Genomic DNA, 12,202 nt, shown 5'->3' on the forward strand with positions numbered 1-12,202 from the left:
ACCTTCAAAAATGCCCTAAGAAACTCTTATTCGTTGCGCCACTCGAAATCAAGATCGGCATAGACAACCTATTCTTTGCCGACTTAAAAAATCTTTTTTTAAAAGCTCTGGAGCGCGTAGCGGTTTTGGCCCTGTTTGCTTTTTTAAAAACTCATCTGACCATCCCTTTTCCATATCACCCATTCCAATATTGAATTTCAATTTTCGTTCTCTCTGTTTAGAGCTAAATTGTTTTTTTATCTTTTTTTATTACTTGTTTATTATGTTAGACACTTATGTCCATGCCGCCCTGTCAAAAGTGTCCAGACTCCCATGAAAGTATTGTCTGGTCAGGGTCGCCAGTGTCATATTCAAAATACAACATGCTTCTCAGGTAGCGCTTTCTTCCATTAAAGGAGGTTTCCTCTATCCAGCCCAAGGACTTTAACTGGGAAATGTACCTGGTGACCTGTCGTTCGGAAATATTTAGAAAGGAAGCGATGTACTTATTGGACATGTAGCATTCCAAACCGTTTTCGGTAAAGCTGTGTATCTCCAGGAACAGGATCTTTGCGTACCAGTTCACCTCCGTGTTCAGATAGATCGATCTTGGTATCCAGATCCCCTGAAAATTTCTCTCTGTCGTTTTCATACCCGAACAATTATCTCCTGTTCTTGACTAGGGACTCATTGAAACGGTGTTCCAAGGTCTCGTCCGATAGATCGGGTTCCCCCAACAACCAGGTATCGATGGTATCCTTGTCAAAAAATTTTTGGCGGATATGGGGATTGTTCCCCATGGGGATGAGCTTTAGCTGGGTCAGCTTGTAGATCTTGCTTTTGGAGAGTCCGGTGTATGCGGCCAGATCATCTACGTTCATTACTTTCTTGGTATGGGATAGCAGTCCCTTGATGTCGGATAGCAGCCCCACTACGTCTTCGTTTTCTTCCATGATATTTGCTTTAAGATTTTCTTCAAATTAGAGAAGCAAGTAACGTGCAGAGAAGATCTGGAAAATTTTAACTTATTAAAACGATAGTTTTTGAGGGATTGGCAAGGATTCTTAAAAATCGTTCATAATTACGCAACACGCAATTTTCATTTAATGGTATTTAATCGCGGAAACTAAATTGAATTTCGCCAGTTTATCAAGAAATTGGAATAAGAGTAGTAAAGCCCTCTTTGTCATTCCAAAAACTATGCCCTAATCATGTTCTATGGCAGAGGAATGAACTTTATCGATCTGGTCAAGCTTAAAGCGAAACATTAGAGGGCGAGCAACTTAACTGCTGATTCCTTTACTCACAGGATTAGCAAAAGTTTGGGCAGCATTCTAAAGTTTTATATTATCGGGAAATGACCCCATGACTATCTGTTACCTACAAACTATGATGACAGTACCAAACATTTTCTACTGTTCAAATCACAAAGAAAATAAACTAACGTCTTTAAATCAATACAAAAGATACTGATATAGAGTGTTAATTTTACAGCCTATTCATAATTCTGAGTCACCATCGAAAAATAAAGGGATAAACCAATAGTGGCTATCAGCGTATGATTGGGCAATAACTCCCTAAGGATTACCGATATTTACTTAAAAATCTTTACTAACCATGTTTTGGATGAGGCCAATGTGCTTGTTGTTTCTTAGCTATTGATAACCTCAAGCTCTAGCCAATCCACTGGTCAAAAAAACTTAAAGTTTGTTCCAAATGCTTCTGCCAATACGGCCATTGGTGACCACCTTCGAATTCTTCGTAGATGTGGTTAATATTCAATGCGGACATTTCCTGGTGTAAAGTTCTATTGGCTTCCAGGAGATTATCCTTGGTTCCACAATCGAACCTAATTGCCGGTAAGTTTTTTTTGTTCTTTTGAAGAACATCAATAACGTTGATATTCTTATTTTGAATAGTATATTTCTCCAACGGTTCTTCAACAAAATTTTTCATCTGCTCAAGCTTGGTAATGGCACTGTGGGCCGAAATAGCCTTAAATTTACGGGGGTATTGCCCCCCAAGCATCAATGCACCATATCCGCCCATAGACAATCCCCCAATGCATAATGGGGAGTTTTTGGTTGCTCCGGCTATAGTTTCAATTATGGCCTCTGGAACATCGGAGACGATCCATTGCGCAAAGTCTTTATCCTTATGGGATAAGTAGCCAGAACCGTCGCCCCAAAGGCCGTCTGAAGGCATGGCAATAATGGCCGGACGTATTTCGCCCATATCCATTAATCTTTTTGCCGTAATATGCGCCCCACCTTTCATGGCCCAGGCCCAAGAACTTCCGTAAACTCCGTGCAGAAGAATATATATGGGAAGATCGGTTAATTTTTCCTCAACCTCCGGTATAAACAGGCAAATGTCCCCCCTACCCTTCAAGCTTTTGGTTTTGATGGTCAGAAACCTTAGTCCAGCATTTTCAAACGCTTCGTCCGAAAGTTCAACGGTTCTAAAATTGCTCATGCCCTAAATTTAATTGAAAACTATTACTCCCTTTGCATTTTTACCTTGAAGCATATCGTCCAATGCCTGCTGTAACTCTTCAAGTTGATATTCCCGAGTAATCATCTCATCCAATTTTAAATCTCCCTTTTTGTATAATCGCATCAATTTTGGGAAATCTATTTCAGGTCGACATTTTCCATAAAGGGGATTGATGTATATTTTGTCCCATTCAAAGAGGCGCATATCAACAGTAATTTCCTCTTCAATCCCACTCACCTGAACCGCTGTTCCTGCGTTCCTGATCATTGCCAAAGGTGCAGCTCCCAAGGAGGGAATTGCTGTGCATTCAAAGGCGTAATCGGCACCGCGTCCATTAAATAACTGCTTAACTTTTTTGGCCAATTGGTTGAGACCTTTGTCCGATTTGTCGGCCAACATAACATCCGTAGCTCCAAATTGTTTGGCCAATTCCAGTTTATTAGGATTTACGTCTACCGCTAAAATACTTGCAGCACCGGAAATTGCACAGGCGTTGATGACATTCAATCCAACCCCGCCACAACCTAGAACCACCACCGAACTACCTGCCTTTAATGTTGCCGCATTTACTACGGAACCATAACCCGTCATTACCCCACAGCTAATAATACTTGCCGCAGAGAAATTTAGATTGTCATGATCAACTTTTACAAGTGCCGATTCCTTAACCAAGGCGTACTCGCTAAGTGTGCCCAAATTGAACGAGCGCTCTATGGGCTTTCCTTTCCACAGGGTACCTTCCAAATGGGCGTGGCCAGGTGTATATCCATTACCACCCGCGACCACAGGAGAATTATTCTCGCAGATATGTTGATTGCCTTCCTGACATTGGAAACAGCTCATACATGGTGTTGCCCAATTTAAGATGACCTGGTCTCCTTGCTTGAAATTTTTCACTTTCGAGCCTACTTTTGTCACTAATCCAGCTCCTTCATGGCCCATGAGTACCGGCTTTCCCCAACTAAGGGAATCATAGTCGGTATGACAGAGACCAGCTGCCTTTATTTTTACCAAAACCTCATTTTCCAATGGATCGCCGAGGGTAACTTGATCAATAATAAATTTGCCATCACCGGTTGCAATGGCACTCTTGGATGTTATGGACATACTTTTATTTTTTTACCTTTAAAGAGAGGGCGTTCTAACTATTAATTGGACTAATAAGGTGTGCAATTTTTAAATCTTCTTCACAATCCAACAGTTTTTCTTTATTGATCCTTTCTCCACTTTTAATCAACTTGGTGCCATAGACATAGGCTTTGGCATTGTTCACGGCATCAACGGCCAACAGGATTTCGCCCTTAAAATACCAAAAAGACAGACACTTATTGTCATTATTTTCCTTTCGTACAATAACTTGATCATACCCCTGGGATAAGCCCACCATTTGTAACTTTACATCGTATTGGTCCGACCAGAACCAAGGAATGGTATCATATCGTGTTTCTTTGCCACATATGGAGGTGGCTGCTACTTTGGCTTGGTCAACTGCATTCTGAACCGATTCTAAGCGGATATAACGCCCATAATGTGGATTATAATGGAAAGTACAGTCGCCTATGGCATAAATATCTTCATCATTGGTCTTGGCTGTTTCATCCACTTTTATACCGTTTTCGATATCCAATCCTGCAGCCATAGCTAATTCCTTATTCACAAATATACCTACTCCTATTATGATTATATCCGTTGGATAACACGTGCCATCATCACAACATACTATCTTTTCCCCATTGTTTGTCTCAATTGCGATTACATTTTTATTGGTACATATTTCCACCCCATTTTCTAAATGCAAATTCTGAAAGAAGGCGGACATTTCGGGAGCAGTTACCCGGGCCAAAATTCGTTCTTCACGCTCGAGCACCGTTACCTTTGCTCCAAGCTTTTTTAACGAGGCTGCTGTTTCAAGTCCTATATAACCGCCACCAATAACTACAACTAGTTTTTTATTGCTATTCTTAACGGCATGGCGGATGTTGGCAACATCGGTAGCCGTACGAAGTGGAATAGCATTGTTGGAATTGGCCAAGCCCGGAATTGACGGTATAATTGGTCTGGCACCAGTGGCAACAACAAGTTTGTCATATGATTGAACACTGCCATCCCCCAAAATGATATTTTTATGTGTTCGGTCTATGGCCTTGACAGAAACACCCAAGTTTAAACTTATACCTTCTTTATCATAACTTTCTGCCGATTTCAGTAAGTTTTTATCAATGCCATCATCACTAGTTAGATATGCTTTGGATAAAGGGGGGCGATGATATGGAAGCAATGGATCGGCATCATATAATATGATATCGCCATCCCATCCTTCGCGTCTCAATGCAAAGGCACAATTTACCCCTGCATGACTTGCCCCTACAACGACACAAGTTTTGTTTTTGATCAAGCGATTGGACATCTGCACAGAGATTTTATTAATTGGCAACTTTTAGCACAATTCCGTCTAGGGAATCGCTTATTTCCAATTGACAACACAAACGACTAAATTCATTTACGTTATCATCCAGCTCTAACATATCCGCTTCAATTTGGCTTGCCGATCCCGTTTTGGACATATCTTCTGGAGCAACATGAACGTGACAAGTGGCACAGGAGCAAACCCCTCCACAATCTCCGTCAATGCCTTTTATTCCGTGATCAACAGCCAAGGCCATAACGGATCCGGATTTTCCTTCCAGTGTAATCGTTTCATTGTCGCTTGTTATAAATGTGATTTGTGCCATTGTTGATTATTTATATTTAGGTTAAACTTTTAAATTTCACATGGATACTGTTAAAGCCCACTTTACGCTCAAACTCATCCAGGTGCTCCATATTTTCCTTGCAATCCTTAATTTCGATAGACCCAACTTTTTCAGCAAGCGTCTTAAGTAAAATTTTCAGAATTTGTCTAGCATGTGTGGCTCCAAGACAATTATGATGACTGAAACCGAACCCAACATGGGGGTTAATTTTACGGTCCAACACAATTTCGTTCGGGGTCTCAAATACAGAAGCATCCCTATTGGCAGATGCCCAACACAGGGAAATTCGGCTATCTGCTTTTATCGCATGTTCGCACACCTGAGTGTCTTCGGTTACCACTCTGCCCATCTGTGTCAATGGAGAAAAATATCGGATAAATTCTTCTACAGCTTTTCCAATAATTTCAGGTTCCTGACGAAAACGTTCAAGTGCTTCCGGATGTTCAGCCAAGTAGGATATTGAGTTTGTAACGGCGTTGATAACGGTGTCGCGACCCCCGGCAAAGGTCAAGACCATTACCCCTTTCACTTCCTCTCTGGTAAGTTTTTTTCCTTGAAATTCCGAAGATAGCAGTAAAGAATACATATCGTCTCCCGGATTTTTTAAAGCTCGGTCTATCTGTTCATCAATATAATTGTAAAGAATGTTGGCTTTGTCGCCATCTAGTGCTTCCCCTTCACTGCGAAAAACATGCGTTCCCCAGGAAATCCATGTTTCGGCCTCTGAAAAAGGGGCATTTAATAGAAGGGTAAGGGCCCTTGACTGAAGCGGCAATGCAAATTCGTTGACAACTTCCAAACTATCTTTGTTTAGTATCCAATCCACCAAAGTTGAAATTTGGGCTGTAAGTTTTTCCTGATACTCCGGTAATAATGGTCGCTTGAACCAAGGTTCAATTATGGCCCTATACTCCCCGTGAAGCGGAGGGTCTACCTCGAAAGGTATTTGACGGGTATCGCGAATATTCACTTCAGACGGCACAACGATCCTACCTGGTTGTGCCCCAGATTGAAAGGTTTTATAATTATGTGCACTTTTACGGACATCCTTATGTCGCAAAAGCATAGTAACTGGATCATTTTGATCGTTCATAATGCCGTAACCTTTATCCAATCTGGCTTTTTCGAACGGATCTGGAAGTTCACTTTTTTTCATATGATATTCTTTATTCGATAATTTTTTGAATAGTATATCTTCAATAGTTTCACAAAATTGGAGATATTTTATTTCTGATAAGTAACCATTTTTAACCAACAAATAAACTATTCTGTTCATTATATGATAATTATCAGTATTTTGGGGTAAAATAAATCAATGATTGAACCCATTTCCTTAAATGCGCTGTCATTTGTAATGTTGCCCGACCTAATATTATTTAAATAATGAAGCCAATTTTAGAACCCATTCCTTTAGGGGAACAACAGACTATAAAAGGGTTTCACCATGTTAAAAAAGACTTTGAAACTCCATGGCATTTTCATCCTCAACACGAATTGACCTATATAGAAGCTAGTGTAGGCACTAAGTTTATTGGGGATTACGTTGGCCCATATGAACCGGGGGAGTTGGTGCTGATACGTTCCAATGTTCCGCATTGTTGGCGTAATCATCAACAACAAATTACAGATTCAAAGTCGATTGTTATTCAATGGAACAGGGGTGTTATTGCCAAAACCCCAGAGCTTGCTCCCGTTTTTGAAATGCTGAAAATGGCTTCCAAGGGTATTATTTTTGACCAAAGAGAAATAGCTCCGGTTATACCCCAATTGAAAAATATGATGCAATTAAAGGGGCAATACTTATATCTAGAATTGTTGACCGTACTTATAAAATTGTCTACAACTACCTTTAAGACCTTATCAGCATCAAGCTTCATTGAGGACTTGCCAACGGAGTATGGCACACGTATGATAAAAATCCATGATTTTGTGGGTGCACAGTATCACCGAAAAATTTATTTAAAAGAGTTGGCCGATCTGGTCAATATGACCGAGCAATCATTTTCGAGATTTTTCACCAATATGATGGGTCGCTCATTCTTTACCTTTTTAAACGAATATCGTATTAATGTAGCCGCTAGAATGTTATTGGACACAGAAGATTCGGTTTCGCAAATTAGCTTTGCCTGTGGGTATGAATCACCTCCATTCTTTTTTAAAAAATTTAAAGATATATACAAAGTTTCCCCGGCTAAGTATAGAAAGAATTATATCGCATAGGTCTAATGGCAAAAATTTTACATTCTATAGACCATAACACTGATTTTGTTCAGTCACAACTTGTACTAATACTAATACAATATCCCTAAAAAACATTTGTTGTTGAATTTTGAACATAAGGTATCCTAGAAGAACTGCTAAAAATAAAAATCTAAAAACACCAGGTATTTCCGCGAAGGCAGGCAGAGGGTCTTCTGTCTCTCATTAAACCGAAAAGTAGAGCTGGCCTAAGGCTGGTCTAGCTTAATATTATCCTTACAATGAATTAAAGTATAAAATGTGCCTCTAAGGGCCACTCCAATAATAGCATAATTTCTAATATGAGAGCCGATTGGCTAAAACATTAAATTATTTCACATAAATTTGAACATCCGGTTTGGGCTCACTCACAAAAAACTGAATACGCATGAATTTTGGAATCTCCCTCATTAATTAGGATACGATTAATAAACTTCATGCGCATTATGTATTCACTTGGTAGACGAGCTGATTGTTGTTTGTTAGAATTTACATTGATTTAATTGCAGCTCCAAGCATATCAAGGCCAACAGACTGGCAAACACCATCTTTGTTTTTCTCTTTCATTGATTCTATATCCCATTGATACACATCATCGGCAAAGCCCCAAAGTTTTCGGAACTGCTCCACATAAAGCTTATCATTTTGAAGGCTCGTAAATTCGGGTTGAAACTGATTGGTTGCTAAATCACGTGTGCTCCAAATTGCAGCTAAAGTTTTTTCAATATTTTCAGTCAGGTCAACATTTATTAGAGCTCTTGCTTCATCGCTGCCTAAATACCGCAACATAATACCACGGCCGGCGAGGTAATCCCTTCCATGTTCGGGTCCAAAGCTAGGAAGGCATGGTGCCTCACGGATAATGCCGTCCACATTGGCGACCATGGCATTTTTAACACCTTGGCCTATTGATTTTATGATTTCCTTTAATCTAGATTCATAGGCTTTTATGTCAAAATTGGAATCTATATTATTTGTTTTAAGATAGGTAGACAACTCATTTTTAATCGCTAACATATCGGTCAAAGCGGCAACCAACATTCCTTGATCTCCCGTCCATACCCAACCTTCGGCCCAGGTGGGGTGTGTTTTTTCCTGATAACTTGAGCCTTCGAAAAAGGCCATAGGTCTTTCTTGTACCAATGCTCCTGATGTTGACAATTGTTTCAAATACTGGTATTCTTCTAAATTGAACCACTCATTAAACCATAGCCATTGGCGATAGGCCATATCTAAATATTTATCGTTGTCATTTATATTTTCGGTCAATGACAGACGATAAATTCGTGAGGAAAGCAAAAACAATAACACATTGGTAACCGTATTTTTAACCCCCAAACTGTCGCCATTGGCATCGCCATTTCTACATCCGTGTTGAACAGGATTGGCAGTATCCGTATGGTCGTACGCCGTTTTCTTTTTATATTCCCAACAAAGATCAGTGGAAAGTTTAAGGTATTGGTCGGCGAGTTCTTTATCCCCTATTCGTAAAAGATGCTTTCTTGCATTGAGTGCCAGTAGGCCCCACCAGCCAAAGTCGTCTGCCCAAAGAGTTCCTGGGTTGTAACTGTTGAAAAAAGTTAGGTTTTCTTCCAGCATTTTGCCCACTTTTTCTTGAATGGCTACAACCTCTTTATCCTCTGACCAACGCTGTTGTAAAGCATCTACAAATACCAGGCAAGCATCAAACGTATTACCCCTTTTCCAGAAATCTTGAAAATCCCATACCTCTTCAAATCTTTTAAAAGCTAACAAGGCCTGTTCTTTCAATAAAGTATCACTTGATTTAGGTTCACTACAGGCCCACGTTAATAAAGGTGAAATTCCAGTAACCGCAATAGCAGAAGTACCTGTAACTGTTATAAATTTTCTTCTTTTCATATTATAGACTTTATATTACTCAACTTTTATTGTTTCAATGGAATTGTGACCTAGGTTCAGTTCAATTTTTTGTTTATCATTATTAATTTCCCTAATAGGCTGTTCTATCAAGGTGGTCAAATACGCCTTTGTGATAGGTTTAAATATGGAAATAGCTGCATCAACATCATCCCCATCTGTTTCGTACGCCCTTATAATTACATCTTGATCATCTTCTGCCTTCTTCACAGTAGAAATGACCACATTCTGCTTATCTACGCTGAAAAAACTCAATTTTTCAGGTAATGAAGTTTGACTATAAGAGTCCGGATAAACCACAACATTTGGTTTTTCATTTGCTTGTTTCCCAAATCTTTGCCCATTTTTCCATCCACTAGAATGTGAGGTTATGCTAAAATTGAAATGATGATCGCCAGTTTGATGATAATTATTACCCTCCCAATGACAGCTTTTACGCGAAGCCAACAGTATGGGTTGTAAAATAGTCTGTGTACTTAAAGAATCTATAGGATTTATCCAATCAGCGGTTACAACACTAGAACTCAATGTTACCCCAAATTCTGAATTACTTGCAGATATCCAGTTTTCAATTTCTCTTGGATGAATTTCCCGTACCGGTGTATTATAAAAAGCCCCTCCAGTACCTCTTAATTCATCCTTACCAACAGTGACTGCCCCAAAGGGAACTTCATAAGTAACTTCCCCATTCTGCATATTCAATGGCAAGGCCATTCGAAATTCCCTGTACATAATACCGTCCCAGTTCAATAGATCAACATCAAAATCTATTTTCTTTGTTGAATTATAAAACGTAATTTTCAATTCAACAACAGCTTCCTTCATCTTCTGCCTCATTTTATAGCTAGTATATAACGGGCCATCATCCTCCAACTGCCATTGGGTTTTACTACTGGCAAGTCTGTCAAAAAAGCTGGCATCTGGTTGCTGAACTTCAGCAAATTCTCCAGCTCCATTACCTTCTGAATTCATCGCAAAGATTTCACCGGCCTTAAAGCTTTTGGCGTGAATCAGTTCCTTTTGTAAATCTTTATCATAAATACTCTCTAAACCTCCGTCACCAAACTTTACTTTGTAATAGGCATTTTCAAAGGTGTCAGTATTATTAGCGACCATGTTCTTTTCTACCTCATCGGATGATTTTAAGTAGAATGTTCTATACCCAATAGAAGGAAGATTATCAGCAACAAAATTCACCTTGGCGGATTGTATGAATCCATTAGGATAATAAGTCAATTCCGATAATTGTACTGGTACATTTTCACCTTCTTCAGTTACCAATTGTAAGTTCTTTGCTTCCTTGGGTTGAAAATTAATTTTAAAATTAACTGGATCTGAACGCTCCCAACTTAAACTGTTAAAAACAACAATTGGCGAGCCATTTTCTTTTTTGAATGAAATCTTGCCTGCAATGGCTTTTAAGGTTTCATCCAATATCTTTTCACTTACAGATTTGGCGAATAGAAACTTTTGTAAAAACAGGTTGTCGGTAACATCACCGCCCTTACCACCCCAACCATGGTCCGGATATATTTTGGATTCCCAGGCTCTGTACAGTTCCAATTCGGGGTATTTTTTAAAGGAACCATCTATTAGTCCGTTAGCCGTTGCAAATTTTTCTGCCTGCGTCATTAAAATGTCACCCTCTCTACTTGCTCTTAGTGCCTTTTGGTGTCCAGCTCCGTGTATATAGACCCAAGTATTGGGACGCTCGCCCTTTATAGTTTTTTCTATTGATGTAGTTGATACTGTTCTTTCAAAAAACTCGTCCGCAGTAGCATAACTGAACTTAGGTAGATTTACTTTAATGCGTTTTTTGCCATCTGACTCCAAGTGTGTTATGGAATTCCATTTATTTATAAAAGGAACGGAATTTTCCACCGGTTCCTGGGGCCAAATAAACTCATAATTCAACATAGCTGGCATTACCGTATTTCTTGAGGATATATTATTATAAATGGTATACCAATCTACCGCATCTTTTGCCATCATTTTTATAGCAGCCGAATCTTTTTGTCCCAATAGATTGTAGAATTCCATATAGTGGTTCCCAGGACTGTAACATCGCACCTTAGACCCGTCTGGAGATTCCCAATAGAACAATCCTTTTATATGTCTGGCAAAAACAAAATTATTGACTCCTGCCTTACTGGCCAATTGTGGCATTTGCATAGTCCTGGACGGCACGTCGTTATTGAAGTACACGTTGGTCTGATACCCATCTAGATTATCTTGCATCCATTTTTTACCGAAATAAAATTGCCTAGCCAAGGATTCTCCGGAATACATGCCTTCATAAGTTTGTACATATGCACCACCTATACAGATCCGTCCTTCCTTAACAAACTTGATGAAGTTTGCCTTTTCCTCTGGATGCCTGTGTAGATACTCCATTACGATAGAAGACTGCTCTATGTCCATTTTAAAGTCGGGTTCTACCTTCAATCGATCCATATATGGTGTTAACCATAATTTGTCCCTATCAATTTTACAAATTTCGGGCTCGTTCAACCATGCAATATCTTCGTGTGTGGTTGTAAATAAAAGCACATTTCCACTTCCCAGCTTGGAATTGGACAATGATTTCAGTAAATCATAGGTTTCCCGATCGCTATTAATTGTTTCTTGTCCTCTTAATTGGTTTATAAGAAGAATTGAAATTATTATTACAATCTGATAAATTTTCCTTGTCATAATTGTCTATATTATATAAAAGTGGTCAAATCCGGTAATGGAAAATCCTTTATTTGAAAAGAGTGCACCAGTATTTCATGGTGCAACCCTTCAACTAAAAAAAAATCTAACTGAACTAACTATCTTTATCCATGACCCATATT

General features: G+C 39.2%; 10 protein-coding genes. 1 reads left to right on the forward strand and 9 read right to left on the reverse strand.

Going from position 1 to position 12,202, the window contains the following annotated elements; genetic code table 11:
- Positions 1-292 precede the first annotated feature (292 nt).
- The 7 genes from B9Y87_RS14530 to B9Y87_RS14560 all read right to left on the reverse strand — a co-directional run bounded on the left by B9Y87_RS14530 (position 293) and on the right by B9Y87_RS14560 (position 6,384).
- Complete coding sequence (locus B9Y87_RS14530; RefSeq protein WP_085499703.1) at positions 293-631, reverse strand: helix-turn-helix domain-containing protein; 339 nt, start codon at positions 629-631, stop codon at positions 293-295.
- A gap of 10 nt (positions 632-641) precedes the next feature.
- Positions 642-932, reverse strand: a complete 291-nt coding sequence (locus tag B9Y87_RS14535) for a helix-turn-helix transcriptional regulator (RefSeq protein WP_085499704.1) — start codon at positions 930-932, stop codon at positions 642-644.
- A gap of 721 nt (positions 933-1,653) precedes the next feature.
- Complete coding sequence (locus B9Y87_RS14540; protein ID WP_085499705.1) at positions 1,654-2,454, reverse strand: alpha/beta hydrolase; 801 nt, start codon at positions 2,452-2,454, stop codon at positions 1,654-1,656.
- Between the two features lie 9 nt (positions 2,455-2,463).
- A complete protein-coding gene (locus B9Y87_RS14545; RefSeq protein ID WP_085499706.1) occupies positions 2,464-3,582 on the reverse strand; it encodes an alcohol dehydrogenase catalytic domain-containing protein in 1,119 nt (372 codons plus the stop codon).
- 34 nt (positions 3,583-3,616) lie between these two features.
- Entirely contained in the window at positions 3,617-4,882 is a 1,266-nt protein-coding gene (locus B9Y87_RS14550) for an NAD(P)/FAD-dependent oxidoreductase (RefSeq protein WP_085499707.1), read from the reverse strand.
- Between the two features lie 16 nt (positions 4,883-4,898).
- On the reverse strand, positions 4,899-5,207 hold the full coding sequence (locus tag B9Y87_RS14555) for a 2Fe-2S iron-sulfur cluster-binding protein (RefSeq protein WP_085499708.1): 309 nt from the start codon (positions 5,205-5,207) through the stop codon (positions 4,899-4,901).
- A gap of 16 nt (positions 5,208-5,223) precedes the next feature.
- The gene (locus B9Y87_RS14560) at positions 5,224-6,384 is read right to left on the reverse strand and encodes a cytochrome P450 (protein ID WP_085499890.1); all 1,161 of its coding nucleotides are present in this window, start codon (positions 6,382-6,384) and stop codon (positions 5,224-5,226) included.
- 227 nt (positions 6,385-6,611) lie between these two features.
- On the opposite strand from B9Y87_RS14560, the gene B9Y87_RS14565 reads away from it, so the two are divergent.
- Positions 6,612-7,448: an AraC family transcriptional regulator gene (locus B9Y87_RS14565; protein ID WP_085499709.1), complete on the forward strand. Its 837-nt coding sequence runs from the start codon at positions 6,612-6,614 to the stop codon at positions 7,446-7,448.
- 507 nt (positions 7,449-7,955) lie between these two features.
- Here B9Y87_RS14565 and B9Y87_RS14570 read toward each other — a convergent pair.
- Positions 7,956-9,347 (reverse strand): glycoside hydrolase family 76 protein, encoded by a 1,392-nt coding sequence (locus tag B9Y87_RS14570; protein WP_085499710.1) that lies wholly within the window; start codon positions 9,345-9,347, stop codon positions 7,956-7,958.
- 15 nt (positions 9,348-9,362) lie between these two features.
- On the reverse strand, positions 9,363-12,059 hold the full coding sequence (locus tag B9Y87_RS14575) for a glycoside hydrolase family 38 N-terminal domain-containing protein (protein WP_085499711.1): 2,697 nt from the start codon (positions 12,057-12,059) through the stop codon (positions 9,363-9,365).
- Positions 12,060-12,202: the final 143 nt, after the last annotated feature.

The sequence above is a fragment of the Arenibacter troitsensis genome, assembly GCF_900177645.1.
Classification (GTDB): domain Bacteria; phylum Bacteroidota; class Bacteroidia; order Flavobacteriales; family Flavobacteriaceae; genus Arenibacter; species Arenibacter troitsensis.

Excerpts from the sequence above, each read along its gene's own strand:
- B9Y87_RS14530 (WP_085499703.1), bottom strand. The coding sequence starts at position 631 with ATGAAAACGACAGAGAGAAATTTTCAGGGGATCTGGATACCAAGATCG.
- B9Y87_RS14535 (WP_085499704.1), bottom strand. The coding sequence starts at position 932 with ATGGAAGAAAACGAAGACGTAGTGGGGCTGCTATCCGACATCAAGGGA.
- B9Y87_RS14540 (WP_085499705.1), bottom strand. The coding sequence starts at position 2,454 with ATGAGCAATTTTAGAACCGTTGAACTTTCGGACGAAGCGTTTGAAAAT.
- B9Y87_RS14545 (WP_085499706.1), bottom strand. The coding sequence starts at position 3,582 with ATGTCCATAACATCCAAGAGTGCCATTGCAACCGGTGATGGCAAATTT.
- B9Y87_RS14550 (WP_085499707.1), bottom strand. The coding sequence starts at position 4,882 with ATGTCCAATCGCTTGATCAAAAACAAAACTTGTGTCGTTGTAGGGGCA.
- B9Y87_RS14555 (WP_085499708.1), bottom strand. The coding sequence starts at position 5,207 with ATGGCACAAATCACATTTATAACAAGCGACAATGAAACGATTACACTG.
- B9Y87_RS14560 (WP_085499890.1), bottom strand. The coding sequence starts at position 6,384 with ATGAAAAAAAGTGAACTTCCAGATCCGTTCGAAAAAGCCAGATTGGAT.
- B9Y87_RS14565 (WP_085499709.1), top strand. The coding sequence starts at position 6,612 with ATGAAGCCAATTTTAGAACCCATTCCTTTAGGGGAACAACAGACTATA.
- B9Y87_RS14570 (WP_085499710.1), bottom strand. The coding sequence starts at position 9,347 with ATGAAAAGAAGAAAATTTATAACAGTTACAGGTACTTCTGCTATTGCG.
- B9Y87_RS14575 (WP_085499711.1), bottom strand. The coding sequence starts at position 12,059 with ATGACAAGGAAAATTTATCAGATTGTAATAATAATTTCAATTCTTCTT.